The following is a 20408-nucleotide window of genomic DNA, read 5'->3' as shown; positions in this document are numbered from 1 at the left end:
ATCATTACTTTGCCAACGGCGATCTGATGCGGATCCTGGGACTCACCGGCTCGATCGGGATGGGGAAATCGACCACCGCAAAACTGTTCACCGAGGCGGGCGTGCCGGTTTACGACGCCGACGCAGCCGTTCACAAAATCTATGAAGGCGAGGCGGCGCCCGCGATAGAAGCCGCGTTTCCCGGCACGACGGTGGACGGCAAGGTCGATCGCGCCAGATTGTCCGCCAAGGTGGTGCATGACCCTGCTGCCATCAAGCAGCTCGAGCAGATCGTTCACCCAATGCTCGGCGTGTCCCGCCAGAAATTCCTCGAAGAGGCCGAGCGGTCCGGCGCGCCGGTTGTCGTGATGGACATCCCGCTGTTGTTCGAAACCGACGGCGAGAAACGTGTCGATGCGGTGGTCGTGGTCACGACCGATCCGAAAACCCAGCGCGAGCGTATTCTGGCGCGCGGCACCATGACATCAGAGGCTCTCGACGCCATTCTGGCGCGGCAATTACCCGATGCCGAAAAGCGCAAGCGTGCGGATTTCGTGGTGGATACCTCGCATGGGCTGGAGCCGGTGCGCGCGCGTATCCGCGACATTCTGGCCGAGGTTGTTAAGATGCCGCAGCGGCGGACCTGATTCGTCGAAACTTCGGTCTTTCACATCTATGCGCGAAATCGTTCTCGATACCGAAACCACCGGCCTCGATCCGCTGCGCGGCGATCGGCTGGTCGAAATCGGCTGCATCGAGATCTTCAACCGCATGCCGACGGGACAGACATTCCACCGCTACATCAATCCCGAGCGCGACATGCCGGCGGAAGCCTTTGCCGTGCACGGCCTGTCGACCGAGTTCCTCGCCAGCAAGCCGCTGTTCATCGAAGTGGTCGAAGAGTTCCTGGAATTCATCGGCGACGCGCCGCTCGTCATCCACAATGCTTCGTTCGACATCAGCTTCATCAATGCCGAGCTGGACCGCGTCAAGCGGCAGCCGATTCTGCGCGATCGACTGGTGGACACACTGCTATTGGCGCGACGCAAGCATCCTGGCGTGTCGAACCGGCTCGACGATCTCTGCTCGCGCTATGCGATCGACAATTCCCGCCGCACCAAGCACGGCGCGCTGCTCGACGCCGAGCTCTTGGCTGAGGTCTATGTCGACCTGATTGGCGCGCGGCAGTCGCAACTGATCTTGGCGTCGGAAACCCGCATCACGGTTACCAGCGGAATTGGTGATACGCCACGCCGGCAGCGCGAAATACCGCTGGCGCCGCGAATCACCGACGCGGACCGCGAGGCCCATCGCGCCTTCATCGCCACCTTGGGCGACAAGCCGATCTGGAACGATTTTCTTCCGGCAGCGGTCTAGCGCGGCAAAAAGCCGCCGCTCGCCTTTAGCTCGGCTTGGCGCCCGAAGCGGCCTGTGCCGCGGCCTGTCGTTCCATGTTCTGGCGGTACAGGCCGACAAAATCGACGGGATCGAGCATCAAGGGCGGGAAGCCGCCGTCGCGCACCGCGGTTGCGATGATCTCGCGCGCGAATGGGAACAACAGCCGCGGGCATTCGATCATGACCAGCGGATGAAGCTGTTCCTGTGGCACGTTGAGGATGCGGAACACGCCCGCATAGGCGAGTTCGAAACTGAACATCACTTTGCTGGCATTTTCAGCCTTGCCCTCGATCGAGAGCGTCACTTCGAACTCGTTCTGCGCGAGATTGTTCGCCGAAACGTTGATCTGGATGTTGATCGCCGGCTGCTGCTGTTGCGGCGCCAGCGAGGAGGGCGCGTTCGGATTCTCGAACGACAGATCCTTGGTGTATTGGGCCAGCACGTTGAGCTGGGGAGGGGCCTGTTCGGGAGGCGCGCCGTTGCCGTTGGTCATGAAAATTTCTCCTGAAGCGCTCGCGAGCGCGGCCCGGGTTCGTCTGAGAATGCGTTTTCCGGGCGAGTGGCTATCATAGGCCCGGCTCATTCCACAAGGACGACGGTTCGGCCGCAGACCAGCCCGGCCGCCAATTGTGGCAGATACCACTAATACCGTCCCGCCAGCCGCGCAAAATGTATCCTAAATAATTGAATGTGCGTGATTTCCGGCCATGATCGGGTTTCCCCTCGTCGCCAAAACGCGCTATAATTAGCCGCGCCAAAACGCGCCATTGGCCGGGCGCAGTTTCATGCCTACATGCTGCAGTCTCGATCGATGATGTAATCTCTGCCGTTCTCAGGGAAATCTTTCTCACCAGGGAACGCTCGACCGCCGGGCCCGTTGCCGGCGCTGGAACCAGAAAGCGAATACGACGTGGATATTTATACCATCATCTTCCTGGCGCTGGCGGTCTTTATCTTCCTGCGCCTGCGCAGCGTCCTCGGACAGCGCACCGGGAGCGAACGTCCGCCCTATGATCGCGCCGCTCCCAACGTCGTGCAGCGTTCGCAGGACAACAACGTCGTTCCCATGCCGGGTACCGTCATCGACCAGACGCCGCTGCCGCCGAATGCCGATGTTGCGCCGGCTGATCGTTGGAAAGGCATTGCCGAGCCGGGCACGCCACTCGCCGCAGGCCTCGACGCCATCACCGCCCAGGATTCCTCATTCGATCCGCGGCACTTTCTCTCCGGCGCCCGCAGCGCCTACGAGATGATCGTGCTGGCCTTCGCCAATGGCGACCGCCGGGCGCTGAAGGATCTCCTGTCGAGCGAAGTCTATGAGAGCTTCGAGGCCGTGATCAAGGATCGCGAGAAGCACGAGCAGAAAACCGAAACGCGGTTTGTTTCGATCGACAAGGCCGAGCTGGTGAATGCGGAAGCCCGCGACCGCGCGGCGCAACTGACGGTTCGCTTCGTGTCGCAGATGATTTCGGTCACACGCGACAAGACCGGCGCCATTGTCGATGGCAACCCCGATAAGGTCGCCGATATCACCGATGTCTGGACTTTCGCCCGCGACACGAGCTCTCGCGATCCGAACTGGAAGCTGGTTGGCACTGGAAGCGCGGGCTAAGACGCGAAGCCTTGCGGGGCTTGCGCTGGGCGTGCTCGCTTTGGCGTGCTCGATCGCACCATCGGATGCCGCGGCAGTGCGCCATTCTCGCGCGCAAAAGCCTTCGCATCCGCTGCCTGTCCGGCACCTGCCATACCCACTACTCGAATTCCCGTTTCAAATTAGCGGCGGCCAGTATGCGCCGGTCGCCTGGTCCGAGATCGCGGGCTGGCGCGAGGACGATCATCTCGCCGCCTACAAGGCATTTCGCACGAGCTGCAGGCCGATAGCGGCGCAGCAAAAGCCGCCCGCCGATCCAAAGGCACTCGGCATGTCGCTCCGCGATCCCTGCCGTATCGCCAAGGGTCTCGAACTATCAGATGGCGTGAAGGCGAGGGCCTTCTTCGAGGAGCACTTTCTTCCCTTGCGCATTTCGCGGCTTGGTGAAGGCGAGGGTTTTGTTACCGGTTATTACGAACCCATCGTCGACGGCTCACGGACGGAGAACGAGGTCTACAAGGTACCGGTCTATCGCCGACCCTCGAACCTGTTCGTCCGGGGCACCACGCAGAGCTCGGCCGGCTTGCCTAACAAGGGCCAGGTGTTCCGCAAGATCGGCCGCCGCAAGCTGGTGCCCTATTACGATCGCGCCGAGATCGAGGATGGCGCAATCGCCGGCCGGGGCCTCGAAATCTGCTGGCTGAAGGATCAGACGGACCTGCTGTTCTCGCAGATCCAGGGCTCGGCGCGAGTCAGCCTCGACGACGGTTCGACCGTTCGCATCAATTACGATGCGCATAATGGTTTTCCCTATACGCCGGTCGGCCGCATCCTGATCGAACGCAACATCATCCCCAAGGATCAGATGTCGATGCAGAAGATCCGGGAATGGATGGAACAGAATCCCAATGAGGCCGACGAGCTGCGGCGGCAGAACAAGTCGTACGTCTTTTTCCGCGAGGTGCAGCTTTCCGACAAGGACGAGGCGGTCGGCGCCCAGGGCGTGCCGTTGACGCCGGGCCGGTCGATCGCGGTCGACAAATCCCTGCACGTCTATGGCACGCCGTTCTTCATCGAGGGCGAACTGCCGATCGAATCGGAGCGATCGAAGACACCGTTTCGCCGCCTGATGATTGCGCAGGACACCGGCTCCGCCATTGTCGGCCCCGCGCGCGCCGATCTCTACTTCGGCGCCGGCCTCGACGCCGGCAAGGTGTCCGGCCGCCTCCGCCACAATGCCCGCTTCGTGATCCTGGTGCCGAAGAGCCTTGATCCGGTGGCGCGTGGCCGCAAGATGCCGGTGCCCGACGAGCGACCGTCGGAGACGATCGCAAGACTGTTCCCGCAAACCGATCCGTTGAAGGATCCGTCCAAGGATCCGAAGAATGCCGGAAAGCCGTCCGATGTAACGGCGGCGACCAACGCCAAGCCCGCGATGCAGGCGACGACATCGTCTGCAACCAGGCCCTCGCCGGCCCCGGCCGTCCAGGCCGCCGTAGCAGAGCCAATACCGCTTCCAGAACCGCGGCCGAACGTTGAAGCGGTTTCGGCAAAGCCGCAGCCGCGTCACCTGCGCCGATATCGCCATCGTCGATGAAACGCCGGTCGTCGAGTTTGATTCCTGAATTACCGGAGCCGCCGCGCCGCAAGCGCAGCCTAAGCGAAGAGGAGCGCGCGCTGTGGGAGAGCGTCGCCAAGCAGGTCAAGCCTTTGCGCAAGCGGCACCGCGCCTCGAAGCCGTCGTCTGCTCCGGCGGAAACCGAGCACAAGATCGCTCCGAAACCCGCCGCTTCACCGAGGCACGTCGCGCCGCCGCGAATGGTTGCGCCTTCAAAGCCGGAACCACCGCCGCTGGCGCCGATCGGCCGTCGCGAGCGATCGCATCTGTCGCGTGGTCGCAAGGAGATCGATGCAAGGCTCGACCTGCATGGCATGACGCAGACGCGCGCGCATCGCGCGCTGTTAGGTTTCCTGCAGCGCGCCCATCATGACGGGCTGAGCTTCGTGCTCGTCATCACCGGCAAGGGCAAGGTGGGTGCTGAGTCCGAGCGCGGCGTGCTGCGCCGTCAGGTGCCGCAATGGCTCGGGCTACCGGAATTCCGCGCGCTGGTGGTCGGCTTCGAGGAGGCCCATATCGGCCATGGCGGCGAGGGTGCCCTATACGTGCGCGTGCGACGGGCGCGTTCCTAATCTCGCTTAGAGCGTTTTCAAGCGAAAGCTCGCCCCGGACCTGATCCGGGGTGGACACCGGTTCGCGTCAAGAAAACGCGTCAAACCAAGAATCTGTTGACGGCTACAAAATAAACCGGCTCAGATCCGAGTTCTTGGCGAGATCGCCGATGTGGTTCTGCACGTATTCGGCATCGATCTTGATGGTCTCACCATGACGATCCGGCGCGGCGAATGAAATTTCGTCGAGCACCCGCTCCATCACCGTTTGCAGCCGCCGCGCGCCGATATTCTCGACCGTCGAGTTGACGGCGACCGCGATATCAGCCAGCGCGTCGATGGCACCGTCGGTGATGTCGAGCGTCACGCCCTCTGTCTGCATCAGCGCGACATATTGCTTGATCAGCGACGCTTCCGGCTCGGTCAGGATGCGGCGCATGTCGTCGCGGGTCAACGCCTCCAACTCGACGCGGATCGGCAGGCGGCCCTGCAGTTCCGGCAGCAGATCCGAGGGCTTGGCAATATGAAACGCGCCGGAGGCGATGAACAGGATGTGGTCGGTCTTGACCGCGCCGTGCTTGGTCGTGACGGTGGTGCCTTCGATCAGCGGCAGCAGGTCGCGCTGCACGCCCTCCCGCGAAACGTCGCCGCCGAGGCGGTTTTCGCGCACGCAGATCTTGTCGATCTCGTCGAGGAACACGATGCCGTTGTTTTCGACCGCCGCGATCGCTTCCAGCACGAGCTGATCGTTGTCGAGCAGCTTGTCGGACTCTTCGTTGACGAGAATCTCGTGCGAGCCTTCAACCGTGAGCCGGCGGGTCTTGGTTCGCCCTCCAAGTTTGCCAAAAATGTCGCCGATCGAGATCGCGCCCATCTGCGCGCCCGGCATCCCCGGAATCTCGAACATCGGCATGCCGCCGGAGGATTGCGTCTCGATCTCGATTTCTTTGTCGTTGAGCTCGCCGGCGCGCAGCTTCTTGCGGAAGGAATCGCGGGTCGCCGGGCTGGAGGCCGGTCCGACCAGCGCGTCCAGCACGCGCTCCTCGGCGGCAAGTTGCGCGCGAGCCTGCACATCCTTGCGCTTGCGCTCGCGCACCTGCACGATCGCGACCTCAACGAGATCGCGGATGATCTGCTCGACGTCGCGGCCGACATAGCCGACCTCGGTGAATTTCGTGGCCTCGACCTTGATGAAGGGTGCGCCGGCGAGCTTTGCCAGCCGCCGCGCGATCTCGGTCTTGCCGACGCCGGTCGGCCCGATCATCAGGATGTTTTTCGGCAGCACCTCTTCGCGAAGCGAGCCGGTGAGCTTCAGCCGTCGCCAGCGATTGCGCAGCGCGATCGATACCGCGCGCTTGGCGTCGGCCTGGCCGACGATGAAGCGATCGAGTTCGGAGACGATTTCACGGGGAGAAAAGTCGGTCATAGGTCCCTAGGTAGGTGTCCAATGTTGCAAGAGCAAGCGGCGCACGAGGCCGCTAAATGATCGGCGGGCCACCCTGCCACAGCTTGATCGCCTCGAAGGGGTGAATCAGCATGATAATGTTGAGCGTCAGATTGTCGCGAATGTGAAGCGTCATCACCAGCTCGAACAACATCGCAAGAGCAACGGTGACTGCCACGGGAAGTTTCCTCGCCAGCAGGAAGCCACCGATCATGAAGAGCATATCGGAAATCGAATTGACGATGGTATCGCCGAAATAATCCAGCGAGATCGTGCCAGCGCGGTAGCGATTGATGATCCAGTCGGAATTCTCAACCAGTTCCCAGCCGCCTTCGACCAGGATGGCGAGCATCAGGCGACCCTGCCAGGCCAGGCGCGGAAACGCGAGGAAGGCCGCGCCGTAGAACAGGAAGCCGTGCAGGATATGCGATAACGAATACCAGTCGGCGATGTGCTGGGAGTTTTCCGAACTCTGCACGACGCCGTGCCAGAGCTTGACGTAGCCGCAGGCACAGATCGGCAGGCGTCCCATCCCGTACAGAATCGCAGCTTGCGCCGCGAGGATGCCGGCTGCGATTAATATCCAGTGTCGGCCCGAAAGCGTGACGGGAGCTTTCTCGATACCGTTGGTGGAGGTCATGCGTTGCGGACCATCAATAGAGCAGGGCCATCAGGTGTATCGACCATACCGACTTTTTCAAAGCCCGCCTTCTCATAGGCCCGCACGGCCCGCGTATTGGCCGGATCTGGGTCGGTCACAATGCGCGGCGCGCCGCGCTTCAAGCGGTTCTCGACGAAGGCCCTGATGAGCGCCGAACCATGGCCGCGCCCGATCATGTCCGGCTCGCCGATGAAGAGGTCGATGCCGCGAGTGCCGCGCGGATGTTCGCCAAAGCCTGAATTCCACGCCGTCAGGTCATAGCACTGCAGGTAGCCGAAATCGTTACTTCCCGCCGAGACGATGAACTGATCCATCGCCGGTTCATCGAGATCGCCGCTGACCAGTTCATATTGTTCAGAGGGGTCGCCCCACCATTCGCGCACATGCGGCCGCGCGAGCCACTGCCGGATCAACGGCAGGTCGGCCACGGTCATCGGGCGGAAGACATATTCCGGCGCCATGACCGGCGGCTCCCCTCAGAGCGTTTCGATCGTGACGTTCCGGTTGGTGTAGACGCAGATGTCGGCAGCGATATCGAGCGCCCTGCGCACGATGGTTTCGGCATCCTTGTCGGTATCGACCATGGCGCGGGCGGCCGCCAGGGCGTAGTTGCCGCCGGAGCCGATTGCCATCACGCCGGCTTCCGGCTCCAGCACGTCGCCGGTGCCGGTCAGGACCAGCGAGACGTCCTTGTCGGCGACGATCATCATCGCCTCCAGCCGGCGCAGATAGCGGTCGGTCCGCCAGTCCTTGGCCAGTTCGACCGCTGCGCGGGTCAATTGCCCCGGATATTGCTCAAGCTTGCTCTCCAGCCGCTCGAACAGGGTGAAGGCATCGGCGGTCGCCCCGGCAAAACCGCCGATTACGTCGCCCTTGCCGATTTTGCGGACCTTTTTGGCGTTGGCCTTGATGACGGTCTGGCCAATCGAGACCTGGCCGTCGCCGCCGATTACCACCTTGCCGCCCTTGCGAACCGTCAAAATCGTGGTGCCGTGCCAGATCGGCAGGTTGTTCTCAGATGCTTGCATGGATCGCCCTCTTTCCAGTCAGATTTAGGGGTTGAGGGGAGGGGTTACAATCGCGCCGTTTCGCCCCCCGAATCCGGTCACCATGGGCCGAAGTTCGGCCCTTCAAACGTCATCCCGCAGTAGCGAAGGTGACATCCGCCTGTTAAAAGGGCCGCGTTTTCGGCCTCAAGCGGCCCAAGGGAAGCAGTTTTCATGCGCACAGCGTCCATCAAGCGCAAGACCAAGGAAACCGACATCGAGGTCGCGGTGAACCTCGATGGCACGGGCGTGTCCAAGGTTTCGACCGGCATCGGCTTTTTCGACCATATGCTCGATCTCTTGGCCCGGCATTCCCGCATCGACATCACGGTCAAGGCGGATGGCGATCTGCATGTCGACCACCACCACACCACCGAGGACGTCGGCATCGCGCTGGGCCAGGCCGTCAAGCAGGCGCTCGGCACCATGGCCGGCATCACCCGTTATGCCTCGATCCACATGCCGATGGACGAAACGCTCTCGCGCGTCGTCATCGACATTTCGGGCCGGCCGGTACTGGTGTTCAAGGTCGATTTTCCGCGCGACAAGGTTGGCCAGTTCGACACCGAGCTGGTGCGCGAATGGTTCAATGCCTTCACCATCAACGCCGGCGTGACTTTGCACGTCGAGACCTTATATGGCGAGAACAGCCATCATATCGCCGAATCCTGTTTCAAGGGTCTGGCGAGGGCGCTTCGAGCCGCGGTAGCGATCGACCCGCGCGCGGCGGGCGAGGTGCCTTCCACCAAGGGTCAGCTCGGCGGCTGACGCTTGTTCGCGTTTTCGTTCGCGGCGGAGAGATTCGATGCCGGTCTACACAGTGCATGCTCCCATAGCCAATGGCGCCGATCTTCCGGCGACCGACAAATTCGTGTTTGTCCGTGACGGCTTCCATTTCTGGGCTGCGGTCGCGAGCGTGATCTGGCTATTGTGGCATCGGCTGTGGCTGGCGCTGATCGGCTGGATTGTTCTGATGACAGCCGTGCAGTTCGGGATGTCGGCGCTGGGCGCCAGCCACGGCACGATCTTCGCTGTTGATGTCCTGCTCGCCATCCTGATGGGCCTCGAAGCGGCCAGCCTGCGGCGCTGGACGCTGTCGCGGCGCAAATGGCGCCAGCTCGACATCGTGGTTGCCGACGACGAGGAAGCTGCCGAACACCGCTTCTTCGAACGCTGGACCGGCCGGCAGCGCGGGCTGATCAACGACCAACGGTCGGTCGATCGCGGTGCACCGCCGCCAACCCGCAACATTCCAGGCCAGTCGTTCTCCAAACCGCCGCCGCCCTTGCCGCAAGGCGGAATCATCGGCTTGTTTCCGGAGCCGGGAGGACCACGATGACCGTTGCGATCGTCGATTACGGATCCGGCAATCTTCACTCGGCGGCAAAGGCCTTTGAGCACGCCTCGCGGAGCATGGAAGATCCGCAGAAGGTCATGGTGACGCGCGATCCGGACGCCGTGTACCGCGCCGATCGCATCGTGCTGCCGGGCGTCGGTGCCTTCGCCGATTGCCGCCGTGGTCTCGACGCCGTGGACGGCATGCTGGAAGCGATGACGGAAGCGGTGCGCGCCAAGGCCCGGCCGTTCTTCGGCATTTGCGTCGGCATGCAGTTGATGGCGACGCGCGGCAAGGAGCACGTCACGACCGATGGCTTCAACTGGATCGAGGGCGACGTCGAGAAGATTTCGCCGCGCGAGGAAAATCTGAAAATTCCGCACATGGGCTGGAACACGCTCGACCTGGTCCGCGAGCATCCGGTGCTGGAGCGCCTGCCGCTCGGGCCGAAGGGCCGCCATGCCTATTTCGTGCACTCCTATCACCTCAACGCCTCTAATGAGGCCGATGTGCTGGCGCGTGCCGATTACGGCGGGCCGGTCACCGCGATCGTAGGCCGAGACACCGCCATCGGCACGCAGTTTCACCCCGAGAAGAGCCAACGTTTCGGCCTGGCCCTGATCTCGAATTTTTTGAAGTGGAAGCCGTGATCCTCTTTCCTGCCGTCGACCTAAAAAACGGCCAATGCGTGCGCCTCGAGCAGGGCGACATGGCGCGCGCGACCGTGTTCAACCTCGATCCGGCGGCGCAGGCGCGCGCTTTTGCCGAGCAAGGGTTTGAATATCTCCACGTCGTCGATCTCGATGGTGCCTTTGCCGGCAAGCCGATGAACGCGCTGGCGGTCGAGGCGATGCTCAAAGCGGTCACCATGCCGGTGCAGCTCGGCGGCGGCATCCGCGATCTCAAGACGGTGGAAGCCTGGCTCGACAAGGGCATCGCGCGGGTCATCATCGGCACGGCGGCGGTGCGCGATCCGGAGCTGGTGAAGGGCGCGGCGAAAAAATTCCCCGGCCGCGTCGCGGTCGGACTCGACGCGCGCGACGGCAAGGTTGCGGTGGAAGGCTGGGCCGAGACCTCGCAGGTGACCGCGCTCGAAATCGCGCAACGGTTCGAGGATGCTGGCATCGCTGCCATCATTTTCACCGACATCGCGCGCGACGGCCTGTTGAAGGGCCTGAACCTCGATGCCACGATTGCGCTCGCAGAACGCATTTCCATTCCCGTGATCGCATCCGGCGGGTTTGCCTCCATTGAGGACGTCAAGGCGCTGCTCGAGCCCCGCGCCAAGAAGCTCGCCGGTGCCATTGCCGGCCGCGCGCTCTATGATGGGCGGCTGGATCCCGCTGCCGCTTTGACGTTGATCCGCAACGCGCGCGCCGCGGCCTAGGAGTTTTTGCGATGTTCAAGGTCCGCGTCATTCCCTGTCTCGACGTCAAGGACGGCCGCGTGGTCAAGGGCGTCAACTTCGTCGACCTGCGCGACGCCGGCGATCCCGTCGAGGCGGCGATCGCATATGACGCCGCCGGCGCCGACGAATTGTGCTTCCTCGACATCACCGCCACCCACGAAAACCGTGGCATCATGCTCGATGTCGTGCGGCGGACGGCGGAAGCCTGCTTCATGCCGCTGACGGTCGGCGGCGGCGTCCGTACCATCGAGGACATCAAGACGCTCTTGCGTTCGGGCGCCGACAAGGTCTCGATCAACTCGGCCGCCGTCGCTAACCGCGAGTTCGTCAAGCAGGCGGCGGAAAAATTCGGCGAGCAGTGCATCGTGGTGGCGATCGACGCCAAGCGGGTCAAGCGCGGCGGCGGCTCGGACCGCTGGGAGATTTTTACCCATGGCGGGCGCAACTCCACCGGGATCGACGCCATCGAATACGCGCAGGAAGTTGTCTCGCTCGGCGCCGGCGAGATTCTGTTGACCTCGATGGATCGCGACGGCACCCGCCAAGGCTTCGACCTGCCGCTGACGCAAGCTATTGCCGACAGTGTTCCCGTACCGGTCATCGCCTCCGGCGGCGTCGGCAATCTCGACCACCTCGTCGACGGCATCCGCCAGGGCCACGCCACCGCAGTGCTAGCGGCCTCGATATTCCACTTCGGCGAATTTACCATACGCCAAGCCAAGGAGCACATGGTGCGCGCTGGGCTGCCGATGCGGCTCGATCCCTGACGACTCCCTGTCACAAAAGTGCTAAGTCCTGCATTGGGACAGCGACCCGGCCTTGGGGCGGGCGCGAGTATTGAGTTCGGTTGATGTCGCGTTTCACGATCCATGATCTGGCCGCCACCATCGATGCACGGGCCGCATCGGGAGGAGAGGCGTCCTACACCCGCAAATTGCTCGACAGGGGGGCGGAGCACTGCGCCAAGAAGCTGGGCGAGGAAGCGGTCGAGACCGTGATCGCGGCGATCGAGAACGACCGCAGCCACCTGATTTCCGAAAGCGCTGACCTGCTGTTTCATCTGCTGGTGTTGTTGAAGTCGCGGGGCGTGAAGCTGGAGGACGTCGAAGCCGCGCTGGCGCAGCGGACTTCGATGTCCGGGCTTGAGGAGAAGGCGTCGCGCAAGCGCGACTGACCGAGAGGGCAACGCATGGACATCCGGGCTCCCGATCAGCAATACAATCCCTACCGCATCTTCACCCGCGAGCAGTGGGCGCGGCTGCGCGACGACACGCCGATGACGCTGGAGCCTGGTGAATTCGAGCGGCTGCGCTCGATGCATGACCGCCTCGACCTGCAGGAGGTCGAGGATATCTACCTGCCGCTGTCGCGCCTGTTGTCGATCTATGTCGATGCGACCGATCGGCTCTTCCGGGCGCAGCGCCAGTTTCTCGGTATCCGCGACCGCAAGGTCCCCTACATCATCGGCGTCGCTGGCTCGGTCGCGGCCGGCAAATCGACCACCGCGCGCGTGCTGCAGGCGCTGCTGGCGCGCTGGTCGCCGCGGCCGAAGGTCGACCTGGTGACGACCGACGGTTTCCTGTTGCCCAATGCCGTGCTCGAGCGGCAGGGGATGATGCAGAAAAAGGGCTTTCCCGAGAGCTATGATCTGCCGATGCTGCTGGCGTTTCTTTCCGACATCAAAGCCGGTCGGCGGCCGGTGCGCGCGCCGGTCTACTCGCATCTGGTCTACGACATCGTGCCGAACGAGTGGATCGAGGTCGATCGTCCGGACATTCTGATCGTCGAGGGCGTCAACGTGCTGCAGACCGGCCGACTGCCGCGCGACGGCAAGGCGGTGCCCGTGGTGTCGGACTTCTTCGACTTCTCCGTCTATATCGATGCCGAGGAGCCGGTGCTGCGCGAATGGTATGTGCGGCGCTTCCTGGCGCTCAGGGATACCGCGTTCCACGATCCGAAATCGTACTTCCATCGCTACGCGGTGCTCTCCGACGAGGAGGCCACCGCGACCGCGATCGCGATCTGGGAGCGCACCAACCTCGCCAATCTCGAGGACAATATTTTGCCGACGCGACCGCGCGCGACGCTGATCCTGAAAAAGCGCGCCGATCATCTGGTCGAGACGGTCGCGCTGCGGCGGCTGTAGTGTCGTAGTCGTAGGGTGGGCAAAGGCGCCCTTGCGCCGTGCCTACCATCTATCCCCCGACACCTGAGTTGTGGGCACTCTTCGCTTTGCCCACCCTACGAACCCTGCGTTCGCGGTGACGACTTTTGCTCCCACTCACGCCGCGATGTGCCGTGACGCGATCAGGCCGGTGAGCGCCTCGGCGAGTTTTTCGCGGTCGAGCGGCTTGATCAGGAATCCGTCCATGCCGGCTTCGAAGCAGGCGTAGCGGTCTTCCACCAGCGTGTTGGCGGTGAGCGCGAGGATCGGCGTCCGGTTGCTCGGCTCGCCGGATTCGAGGGTACGAATCCGCTTGGTGGTTTCGATGCCGTTGAGCTGCGGCATCTGGATGTCCATCAGGACGAGATCGTAGGGGCTGCCTGCGGATTTCGCCGAGAGCCAGGACTCCAGCGCCTCGGCGCCGTCGGTGGTGATGACGGCGTGATGGCCGAGCCGGCCGAGCAGCGATCGGATCAACAGCGCATTGATCTGGTTGTCCTCGGCAACCAGGATCGACAGGCCCTTGGCTGACGGCGCGGCCGGCGTCTCGCTCGGGTCGATGGCCGGATCCAGGCTCGGCGCGGTCACTTCCGGCGCGGCCGTCATGCGCGCCGCGAGCGAGGCTGCACGCAGCGGTTTGACCAGATAGCCGGTGAGGGCGGAAGCGGCGGATGGTTGCATTTCGTGCCGCGTCGCCGGCGTGAACATCACGATGCGCTGGGTGGCATGAAGGCGCGCGGCTTCGCCGAGCCGTTCGATTTCGGCGAGCCCCAGCGCGTGATCGATCAGCACGGCGTGCCAGGGGCGCTCGGGCAGCAGGGCCTCTGCGACGTTGGCGTCTGATACCATGCTGGTCTGTCCGCCCCAGCGCTGCAGCCGCCGCGCGGTCAGCGAGGCCTCGATGCTCGCGGGGGAGACCAGCATGATCGAGTGGCCGGAAAGATCCGGCGCCGCAAAGGAGATTTGTTCGCCGCCCGCGGCGGCAAGGGGCAGCGACACTTCGAATGTCGAGCCCATGCCCGGCGTGCTCGCCAGCGCGATGCGGCCGCCCATGCGCTTGACGATACGGTCGGAGATGCTCAAGCCGAGACCGGTGCCGCCGTAGCTGCGGGCGATCTTGTCGTCGGCCTGCTCGAACTCGCGAAAGATCCGCTCGCGTGCTTCGGGGGCGATGCCGATGCCGGTATCGTGCACCAGGAAACTGATTTCATTGGGCCAGATGCCGGGCTCGACGATCAGGGCGACACCGCCGGTGGAGGTGAATTTTATCGCATTGCCGGCGAGATTGAGCAGCACCTGCCTCAAGCGAGCTGCGTCGCCGATCACGTGCATCGGCAGCCGCTCGTCGACATAGGCGGCCACCTCGATCTTCTTGGTCTCCGCGCGCGGCGCGAGCAATTCGGTTATGTCCTCGATCAGGCCCGACAAGGCGAACGGACGATGTTCGAGGTCGATCTTGCCGGCCTCGATCTTGGAATAATCCAGCAGTTCCTCGATCAGCGAGAGCAGCGCGTCGCCGGAGGTCTTCACCGCCTTGACATAGGTCGCCTGTTCGGGCGTCAGCGGCGTATCCATCAACAGGCCACTCATGCCGATGATGCCGTTGAGCGGCGTGCGGATCTCGTGGCTCGCCATCGCGAGGAAGCGCGACTTGGCGCGGCTTGCAGCGTCCGCCTGGTCGCGGGCCTCGGTCAGCGCGCGTTCGCTCTCGGTGCGATCGGTAACGTCGCGGCCGACGCTTTGCATTTCCGCCCGCTCGCCGGCGTCGTTGCGGACGAATCCTTCGCGCCATGCGATCCAGCGCGGGCCGAGCGGTCCCTCGATCCGCTGGTCGTGGACGCGGGTGCCGTTCGGCTCGAGCGCGGTGTCGCCCTGTTCGAGAACGGTAAGCGCGAAGCGGCTGCCGATCAGCGCGTCACGCGGCATTTGCGCCAGCGCGCAATAGGCGTCGTTGACGTAGGTGATGCGACCCTCGCCGTCGCGCAGAACGATCAGATCGCCCTGCGATTCGAACAGTCGCCGGGTACGCTGCTCGGCTTCCTGCAATTCCCAGTTCCGGTCGGCCAACGCTTCATTATGCAGCGCGACCTTGCGCATCTTCTTGCGCAGCAGGCGGAGCCGGACACTGAAGGCGGCGAGCGCGACGCAGGCGATCGCAAACAGGAAGGAGACGCCGATCGCAAAAGAGTGCGGATCATAGCCGGAGTTTTCCGCCTTGGCTCCGGTGATAAAGCCAAAGGCCCCGCCGAACACGACCGAGAAGATCATGAAGGAGCGCAGCGCGAAGGTGAGCCAGGGATGACGGCGGCCGAAGCGGCGAAAGCGAAGTTTGATCCGGAAAGTCCGTCCCATCGCCAATGACCCTAAGCTTGCTGCTTGAATTGAACCGGCCTGCTTCGCCGCCTCTCGCGGAAGGACGATGCGTCGCCGATGTTGCAAAGTGCTTGAGGCTCCCAGCGCATGACGGCCGCGATGAGAACAGGGTGAATGAAAGGTTAACCGAGCATAGTCCGGACCCGGAGAGCCGCGTTCGCGCAAAGTGGGAACCGGTTTTCCGAAAAGACCATGCTGCAAACCTAGAGCAACGCCGCTTCGATGCGGTGGCGCTCGCCGCGAGCGCCGACGATCAGGGCGGCGGCATCGAGCAGCGAAAAGCTTTTCGAGGACACGAAGATGCGGTGGTCGGCCGGTCCATCCCTGGAAAGGTAGATCACCGGATCGGAGCCTGAGGGATTGCGGGAGATCGCGACCAGAAGCGGAGGCGCGTTGCTCGCGCAGGCGCCGGCTTCGGCCGTATCGATATCGTCGATCACGGTGAAGTCGGCCGCTTCTGCGTTGTCGGTAATCTGGACCCGCACCGTCGCGCGGGATGGATCGCTGGTGAAACTGACGTGCCGGTGCGCCTGCCAGGAGAGGGCGGCGATCTGGACGGAAGTGCCTGATAGCTCGATGCAGGGCCGCGGACCGGCCAAGAATTCGCTGCGCGCGAACAGGGCGACAACGGCCAGCGGAATTACCGAGGCCAGGATCTTCAAACGCAACATGACACGCTACTCGCTCACCATAAGTCCGCGACACGGGACTTATGGTTGGCAGAGGGTAAAGGAAACTAGTTACCGCGACGTTGACATGGGTTGTCTTTTGTAGCGGCGGCATCTTGGTCGCGAGTGAGGCGAAGTGGGCTGGCGGGGGAGTGATATGGTGCGATGTCACCCCCCGGCGAAGGCGCGGCATCCAGTACGCTGCGGCCCGTCCACGTCATTGCGAGCGCAGCGAAGCAATCCACTTCTCCGGCATGTGGTGACAATGGATTGCTTCGCTGCGCTCGCAATGACGGGAAGATAGCGACGCACACACCACTGTCGTCCCCCCGCGAAGGCGGGGGGATCCAGTACGCTGTGGCTTATCGGTTCTATCACTGGCGTCTCTGGAATACTGGGCGGATTCGCCCCATCTAGCCGGGGCGATGACGACTGAGTGTGAGGAGCCGATCTCGCGACGCGTTGCGACCTTTGCTCTCAACTGTCGAGATCATCATGTAGGCCGTGGCGCGCGTTACTGTTCGGCTACGGTGACGGCGAGGTACCGTGCAAGTTCGTCCCGCGGATTGCCGCGAAAACTCTGACGGTCCCTCAACTCCGGTGGGGCCCGCCAGCCCGGCTCGATGCCGGTCATGTCGGGCAATTCGTGCGCGATGCCTTTATGGCAATCGATACAGGTCTTCTCGCCGGTGACGAGAAATTTGCCGTGGATGTCCGCAGCCCGCCGCGTCTGCTTGGTGAAATCCATCGCGACGGCGGAATGGCAGTTGCGACATTCCAGGGAATCATTTCCCTTCAGTCTCGCCCATTCGTGCTTGGCGAGCTCGAGCCGATGATCCAGAAACTTCTGCCTGGTGTCGATGGTGCCGAAGTTCTTGCCCCAGACTTCCTTCGAGGCCTGCATCTTGCGCGCGATCTTGTCGGTCCAGTTGTGCGGAACGTGGCAGTCGGGACAACTGGCCCGAGAAATGCGGGGCGATGCACTATGCCGCCCTTCTTAAATCCTCCGCCAGCGCGCGATAGGACAGTGCTTCGGCCAGATGCAGCCGGCCGATCTTTTCTGCACGATCGAGGTCGGCGAGCGTGCGCGCGACGCGCAGCACGCGGTGATAGCCGCGCGCGGTCAGCTTCATGGTTTCGGCGGCGTCGCGTAGAAGTTTTTGTCCTTGCGCATCCGGCTGCGCGATCGTCTCCAGCAGCGAAGCCGGCGCTTCGGCATTGGTGCGGATGTGCGGCATGCCGGCTGCGGCGTAGCGCGCGAGCTGGATGTCGCGCGCGGCGGCGACGCGGGCTGCGACTTCGGCTGAGCCTTCGGAAGGCGGCGGCAGGATCAGGTCGGCGGCGGTGACCGCCGGCACCTCGATGCGCAGGTCGATGCGATCCATCAGCGGGCCAGAGATGCGCATCTGGTAATCCGCGGTGCAGCGGTCGACCGGTGCGCGCCTGCAGGAATAGCCGGGATCATAGGCCTGGCCGCAGCGGCAGGGATTCATCGCTGCGACCAGCATGAAGCGCGCCGGGTAGGTGACGCGGTGGTTGGCGCGGGACACCGAGACCTCGCCGTTCTCCAGCGGCTGGCGCAGCGAGTCGAGCACGCGCGGGTCGAACTCGGGCAGTTCGTCGAGGAACAGCACGCCCTGATGCGCCAGCGAAATCTCGCCGGGTTTTGCGCGCAGGCCGCCGCCGGTCAGCGCAGCCATGCTGGCGGAATGATGCGGTGCCCGAAACGGCCGCCGCGCGGTCAGCGCGCCGTCGCGGATTTCGCCGGCGACGGAGGCGATCATCGACACTTCCAAAAGTTCGGATGGCGACAGCGGCGGCAGGATCGAAGGCAGCCGCGCCGCCAGCATCGACTTGCCCGCACCGGGCGAGCCGATCATCAGCAAATGATGTCCGCCGGCCGCCGCGATCTCCAGCGCACGCTTGGCGCTCTCCTGGCCCTTGATATCGCGTAAGTCCAGATGCGTCGCTTCCGGCTCGTGCACTTTCGGCTGCGGCCGCGACAGCACCTGCGTGCCCTTAAAATGGTTGGCGATCTGGATCAGCGATTTGGCCGCGATGATCTGGATGTCCGGGCTCGCCCAGGCCGCTTCGGACCCGCACGCCGCGGGACAGATCAGCCCCTCCTCGCGCGCGTTCGCGCCGATTGCCGCCGGCAACACGCCCGCGACGGGCGCGATCGAGCCGTCGAGCCCGAGTTCGCCGAGTACGGTAAAGCCGTTGAGTGCATCCGGCGGGATCGCGCCGATCGCCGCCATCAGGCCGAGCGCGATCGGCAGATCGTAATGGCTGCCTTCCTTCGGCAGATCGGCCGGCGCGAGATTGACGATGATCCGCCGCGCCGGCAGGGCCAGCCCCGAGGCGATCAGCGCCGAGCGCACCCGCTCGCGCGCCTCCGACACCGCCTTGTCGGGCAGACCCACAATCGCAAACGCCGGCAGCCCAGGCGCGACCTGCACCTGCACGTCGACCGCGCGGGCCTCGATCCCCTCAAAAGCTACGGTAGATACCCGCGCAACCATGCTGCCCCCGCGACGCAATCGAAGGTAGCGGGGAACCAGAGAGCAAGTCAAGAACATTCAGAGAACATTATGCGCCTAGGGGGCTGTCAGCGCATACCGGTGCTCAACCGATCGTCGAACATTTCCACCCGCGCGCTGCCTGGCTAGCGCTCCGTTCGCATGTATGGGCTGTGCTCAGAAACAAGCTTCAGCGCCGGATCATCAGCGAGAACGCGCACCGCCTCTGTCCTTGCAAGGCTCTCATTCTCGGGGTTACCCCGGATGCTCCACACGGCGAGCCAGACGACGAGCATTCCGGCTCCGATAGCTACCATATCCTTGGTCATTTGCCGGGCCTCCAAACTGGCTGCCAAGCGCTGAAGGAAGACCAATTTCGGCGAAGCGCGATGGTTCCTAAGGTGGGCGTTTCGATGAAGGCCCTCGACGAAGCATCTCAGCCGCACGCACGCAGGTGTGCGGCAGCACCTGGATGATCCGGGGTCGACCATCGGCCGACCCCAAATCAAGCGTTCTTCTCAGAGCTGCATGTTCATCGGTTCGGGATAATACCTAAAACCGTCGCCGTTCTTGGCGACGTGGCCGTAGCCGGGCCAGGCGAAGTGATAGGACATAACCGGGATCTTCTGGGCGGCGAGCATGTCCAGCATCTTCACCCGCGAGGCGGCTGCCTGCTTTGGGTCGCTGTCGTAGGCGAATTCCATCCGCGGTTTCTCCAACAGCAACACCGCGTGATGCGAGAGGTCGCCGAGGAAGCAGAAGGATTTGCCCTTCGAACTGACCATGAAGATGGTGTGGCCGACGGTGTGGCCGGGCGCTGCGAGCGCGGTGACGCCAGGCAAGAATTCCTGGTTGTCCTTGATGAAGACGATGCGGTCTCGCACCGGCATCAGGTTCTTGCGGGCGTGGATGATAAAATCCTTCAACGGACTGCCGAGCTTGCCTTCATCGGTCCAGAAATCGAAATCGCTCTGGGCGATGTAGACCTGCGCGTTCGGAAATAGCGGCTTGTCGTCGGCGCCGACCAGGCCGCCGATGTGATCGATATGGGCGTGCGAGCACACTACGGCGTCGATGTCTCCAGGCTTGATGCCGGCCGCCATCATGTTCTTCTGCTGCTGGCCGGTGGTCGGGCCAAATGCTTTTGACGTGCCCATGCCGGTATCGAACAGGATCAGCTTGTCGCCGGTATTCACGATCGGCGAGTTCTGCTCGAGCACGACGTGGTCGGGGTTGAGGAAGTTGTCGGACAGCATCTTCTTCACCTCCTCCTTCGGCACGCCGGTAAACGTGCCGGAGGGATCGCCGAGCGGCAGCGGGCCGTCGGAGACGACGGTGACTTCGGCGTCACCGAGCATGAAGCGGTGCCAGTAGGGCGTTTGCGTGCCGAGTTTGGGCGCCTTGGCCAGAGCGCTGCCGCCGAGCATCGTTGTCGCACCGAACCCGGCGCCGAGCGCAAGCAAAGACCGTCGCGAAAGATTCGTCGTCATGCGTCTTCCTCCACTAATTTTATTGATTGCAGTACGTGCCCGGACGAACTCATCCGTGCCTGCAGGCTGCTCCCGCTTCCCGAAATTGGCAAGTAGGATGAGGAGGCACGACAGGGATGCGAAAATGACGATGACACAGCGGCGCGTCGCGGCGGTATTGCA

The 20408-nt window shown here is 63.4% G+C and carries 22 protein-coding genes and 1 pseudogene; 12 read left to right on the top strand and 11 right to left on the bottom strand.

Annotated features, from left to right (window positions below):
• Positions 1-26 precede the first annotated feature (26 nt).
• The gene (gene coaE / locus YUO_RS0116790; protein ID WP_028348322.1) at positions 27-626 is read left to right on the top strand and encodes a dephospho-CoA kinase; all 600 of its coding nucleotides are present in this window, start codon (positions 27-29) and stop codon (positions 624-626) included.
• Between the two features lie 28 nt (positions 627-654).
• Positions 655-1356, top strand: a complete 702-nt coding sequence (gene dnaQ / locus YUO_RS0116785; protein ID WP_028348321.1) for a DNA polymerase III subunit epsilon — start codon at positions 655-657, stop codon at positions 1354-1356.
• 25 nt (positions 1357-1381) lie between these two features.
• Here the strand turns inward: dnaQ and secB are convergent, their stop codons facing one another.
• Positions 1382-1870: a protein-export chaperone SecB gene (gene secB, locus YUO_RS0116780; protein ID WP_028348320.1), complete on the bottom strand. Its 489-nt coding sequence runs from the start codon at positions 1868-1870 to the stop codon at positions 1382-1384.
• A gap of 417 nt (positions 1871-2287) precedes the next feature.
• Here secB and YUO_RS0116775 point away from each other — a divergent pair, with 417 nt between their 5' ends.
• Genes YUO_RS0116775 through YUO_RS0116765 form a run of 3 tightly spaced genes read left to right on the top strand, consistent with a single transcriptional unit; the run spans position 2288 to position 5158 of the window.
• Positions 2288-2989 carry a Tim44/TimA family putative adaptor protein gene (locus YUO_RS0116775; protein ID WP_028348319.1) on the top strand — a complete coding sequence of 234 codons (702 nt, stop codon included), beginning with the start codon at positions 2288-2290 and terminating at the stop codon, positions 2987-2989.
• Positions 2967-4565, top strand: coding sequence for a murein transglycosylase A (mltA, locus tag YUO_RS0116770; protein ID WP_083754610.1), 1599 nt, complete (start codon positions 2967-2969; stop codon positions 4563-4565). Before YUO_RS0116775 ends, mltA begins: the two co-directional genes overlap by 23 nt.
• Positions 4562-5158: a Smr/MutS family protein gene (locus YUO_RS0116765; RefSeq protein WP_028348317.1), complete on the top strand. Its 597-nt coding sequence runs from the start codon at positions 4562-4564 to the stop codon at positions 5156-5158. Before mltA ends, YUO_RS0116765 begins: the two co-directional genes overlap by 4 nt.
• A gap of 103 nt (positions 5159-5261) precedes the next feature.
• On the opposite strand, the gene hslU is transcribed toward YUO_RS0116765, so the two are convergent.
• From hslU to hslV, 4 genes are read right to left on the bottom strand one after another with little or no spacing between them, the layout of a single operon-like run.
• Positions 5262-6563, bottom strand: coding sequence for an ATP-dependent protease ATPase subunit HslU (gene hslU / locus YUO_RS0116760; protein WP_028348316.1), 1302 nt, complete (start codon positions 6561-6563; stop codon positions 5262-5264).
• Positions 6564-6615: 52 nt separating this feature from the next.
• Positions 6616-7221 carry a DUF2585 domain-containing protein gene (locus YUO_RS0116755; protein WP_035726906.1) on the bottom strand — a complete coding sequence of 202 codons (606 nt, stop codon included), beginning with the start codon at positions 7219-7221 and terminating at the stop codon, positions 6616-6618.
• Positions 7218-7703 carry a GNAT family N-acetyltransferase gene (locus YUO_RS0116750; protein ID WP_028348314.1) on the bottom strand — a complete coding sequence of 162 codons (486 nt, stop codon included), beginning with the start codon at positions 7701-7703 and terminating at the stop codon, positions 7218-7220. The genes YUO_RS0116755 and YUO_RS0116750 overlap by 4 nt, the downstream gene beginning before the upstream one ends.
• A gap of 15 nt (positions 7704-7718) precedes the next feature.
• Positions 7719-8270 (bottom strand): ATP-dependent protease subunit HslV, encoded by a 552-nt coding sequence (hslV, locus tag YUO_RS0116745; protein ID WP_028348313.1) that lies wholly within the window; start codon positions 8268-8270, stop codon positions 7719-7721.
• A gap of 192 nt (positions 8271-8462) precedes the next feature.
• Between hslV and hisB the strand changes: the two genes are divergently transcribed.
• The 7 genes from hisB (at position 8463) to coaA (ending at position 13178) form a co-directional block, all read left to right on the top strand.
• Positions 8463-9056 carry an imidazoleglycerol-phosphate dehydratase HisB gene (hisB, locus tag YUO_RS0116740; protein WP_028348312.1) on the top strand — a complete coding sequence of 198 codons (594 nt, stop codon included), beginning with the start codon at positions 8463-8465 and terminating at the stop codon, positions 9054-9056.
• Between the two features lie 37 nt (positions 9057-9093).
• On the top strand, positions 9094-9627 hold the full coding sequence (locus YUO_RS0116735; protein WP_028348311.1) for a DUF2628 domain-containing protein: 534 nt from the start codon (positions 9094-9096) through the stop codon (positions 9625-9627).
• Positions 9624-10274 carry an imidazole glycerol phosphate synthase subunit HisH gene (hisH, locus tag YUO_RS0116730; RefSeq protein ID WP_028348310.1) on the top strand — a complete coding sequence of 217 codons (651 nt, stop codon included), beginning with the start codon at positions 9624-9626 and terminating at the stop codon, positions 10272-10274. The genes YUO_RS0116735 and hisH overlap by 4 nt, the downstream gene beginning before the upstream one ends.
• The gene (gene hisA / locus YUO_RS0116725) at positions 10262-11011 is read left to right on the top strand and encodes a 1-(5-phosphoribosyl)-5-[(5-phosphoribosylamino)methylideneamino]imidazole-4-carboxamide isomerase (protein ID WP_198028045.1); all 750 of its coding nucleotides are present in this window, start codon (positions 10262-10264) and stop codon (positions 11009-11011) included. The genes hisH and hisA overlap by 13 nt, the downstream gene beginning before the upstream one ends.
• A gap of 11 nt (positions 11012-11022) precedes the next feature.
• Positions 11023-11799: an imidazole glycerol phosphate synthase subunit HisF gene (gene hisF / locus YUO_RS0116720; RefSeq protein WP_028348308.1), complete on the top strand. Its 777-nt coding sequence runs from the start codon at positions 11023-11025 to the stop codon at positions 11797-11799.
• A gap of 83 nt (positions 11800-11882) precedes the next feature.
• The gene (locus tag YUO_RS0116715) at positions 11883-12206 is read left to right on the top strand and encodes a phosphoribosyl-ATP diphosphatase (protein WP_028348307.1); all 324 of its coding nucleotides are present in this window, start codon (positions 11883-11885) and stop codon (positions 12204-12206) included.
• 15 nt (positions 12207-12221) lie between these two features.
• On the top strand, positions 12222-13178 hold the full coding sequence (gene coaA, locus YUO_RS0116710; RefSeq protein ID WP_028348306.1) for a type I pantothenate kinase: 957 nt from the start codon (positions 12222-12224) through the stop codon (positions 13176-13178).
• A 135-nt stretch (positions 13179-13313) separates the two neighbouring features.
• On the opposite strand, the gene YUO_RS0116705 is transcribed toward coaA, so the two are convergent.
• The 6 genes and pseudogenes from YUO_RS0116705 to YUO_RS0116680 form a co-directional block, all read right to left on the bottom strand.
• A complete protein-coding gene (locus YUO_RS0116705; RefSeq protein ID WP_028348305.1) occupies positions 13314-15548 on the bottom strand; it encodes a PAS domain-containing hybrid sensor histidine kinase/response regulator in 2235 nt (744 codons plus the stop codon).
• A gap of 224 nt (positions 15549-15772) precedes the next feature.
• On the bottom strand, positions 15773-16240 hold the full coding sequence (locus YUO_RS0116700) for a hypothetical protein (protein ID WP_028348304.1): 468 nt from the start codon (positions 16238-16240) through the stop codon (positions 15773-15775).
• A 511-nt stretch (positions 16241-16751) separates the two neighbouring features.
• Positions 16752-17201 (bottom strand): annotated as a pseudogene (locus tag YUO_RS40935) (NapC/NirT family cytochrome c); the annotation flags it as partial.
• 19 nt (positions 17202-17220) lie between these two features.
• Positions 17221-18759 carry a YifB family Mg chelatase-like AAA ATPase gene (locus tag YUO_RS0116690; protein ID WP_028348303.1) on the bottom strand — a complete coding sequence of 513 codons (1539 nt, stop codon included), beginning with the start codon at positions 18757-18759 and terminating at the stop codon, positions 17221-17223.
• Positions 18760-18902: 143 nt separating this feature from the next.
• Positions 18903-19085, bottom strand: coding sequence for a hypothetical protein (locus YUO_RS0116685; RefSeq protein WP_156908655.1), 183 nt, complete (start codon positions 19083-19085; stop codon positions 18903-18905).
• Positions 19086-19274: 189 nt separating this feature from the next.
• On the bottom strand, positions 19275-20246 hold the full coding sequence (locus tag YUO_RS0116680) for an MBL fold metallo-hydrolase (RefSeq protein WP_028348301.1): 972 nt from the start codon (positions 20244-20246) through the stop codon (positions 19275-19277).
• Positions 20247-20408 lie beyond the last annotated feature (162 nt).

Source organism: Bradyrhizobium murdochi (genome assembly GCF_000472965.1).
GTDB classification, from domain to species: Bacteria; Pseudomonadota; Alphaproteobacteria; order Rhizobiales; family Xanthobacteraceae; genus Bradyrhizobium; species Bradyrhizobium murdochi.
The sequence above is the reverse complement of the archived record's forward strand: the minus strand, read 5'-3'. Positions and strand labels throughout refer to the sequence as shown.

What these genes read in the sequence shown, in the direction of transcription:
- secB (WP_028348320.1), bottom strand. Translation starts at nt 1,870, where the DNA reads ATGACCAACGGCAACGGCGCGCCTCCCGAACAGGCCCCTCCCCAGCTC.
- hisF (WP_028348308.1), top strand. Translation starts at nt 11,023, where the DNA reads ATGTTCAAGGTCCGCGTCATTCCCTGTCTCGACGTCAAGGACGGCCGC.
- dnaQ (WP_028348321.1), top strand. Translation starts at nt 655, where the DNA reads ATGCGCGAAATCGTTCTCGATACCGAAACCACCGGCCTCGATCCGCTG.
- YUO_RS0116755 (WP_035726906.1), bottom strand. Translation starts at nt 7,221, where the DNA reads ATGACCTCCACCAACGGTATCGAGAAAGCTCCCGTCACGCTTTCGGGC.
- YUO_RS0116680 (WP_028348301.1), bottom strand. Translation starts at nt 20,246, where the DNA reads ATGACGACGAATCTTTCGCGACGGTCTTTGCTTGCGCTCGGCGCCGGG.
- YUO_RS0116690 (WP_028348303.1), bottom strand. Translation starts at nt 18,759, where the DNA reads ATGGTTGCGCGGGTATCTACCGTAGCTTTTGAGGGGATCGAGGCCCGC.
- hslU (WP_028348316.1), bottom strand. Translation starts at nt 6,563, where the DNA reads ATGACCGACTTTTCTCCCCGTGAAATCGTCTCCGAACTCGATCGCTTC.
- YUO_RS0116685 (WP_156908655.1), bottom strand. Translation starts at nt 19,085, where the DNA reads ATGACCAAGGATATGGTAGCTATCGGAGCCGGAATGCTCGTCGTCTGG.
- YUO_RS0116715 (WP_028348307.1), top strand. Translation starts at nt 11,883, where the DNA reads ATGTCGCGTTTCACGATCCATGATCTGGCCGCCACCATCGATGCACGG.
- hisH (WP_028348310.1), top strand. Translation starts at nt 9,624, where the DNA reads ATGACCGTTGCGATCGTCGATTACGGATCCGGCAATCTTCACTCGGCG.
- YUO_RS0116705 (WP_028348305.1), bottom strand. Translation starts at nt 15,548, where the DNA reads ATGGGACGGACTTTCCGGATCAAACTTCGCTTTCGCCGCTTCGGCCGC.
- YUO_RS0116735 (WP_028348311.1), top strand. Translation starts at nt 9,094, where the DNA reads ATGCCGGTCTACACAGTGCATGCTCCCATAGCCAATGGCGCCGATCTT.
- hslV (WP_028348313.1), bottom strand. Translation starts at nt 8,270, where the DNA reads ATGCAAGCATCTGAGAACAACCTGCCGATCTGGCACGGCACCACGATT.
- coaE (WP_028348322.1), top strand. Translation starts at nt 27, where the DNA reads ATGCGGATCCTGGGACTCACCGGCTCGATCGGGATGGGGAAATCGACC.
- YUO_RS0116700 (WP_028348304.1), bottom strand. Translation starts at nt 16,240, where the DNA reads ATGTTGCGTTTGAAGATCCTGGCCTCGGTAATTCCGCTGGCCGTTGTC.
- coaA (WP_028348306.1), top strand. Translation starts at nt 12,222, where the DNA reads ATGGACATCCGGGCTCCCGATCAGCAATACAATCCCTACCGCATCTTC.
- YUO_RS0116765 (WP_028348317.1), top strand. Translation starts at nt 4,562, where the DNA reads ATGAAACGCCGGTCGTCGAGTTTGATTCCTGAATTACCGGAGCCGCCG.
- hisB (WP_028348312.1), top strand. Translation starts at nt 8,463, where the DNA reads ATGCGCACAGCGTCCATCAAGCGCAAGACCAAGGAAACCGACATCGAG.
- YUO_RS0116750 (WP_028348314.1), bottom strand. Translation starts at nt 7,703, where the DNA reads ATGGCGCCGGAATATGTCTTCCGCCCGATGACCGTGGCCGACCTGCCG.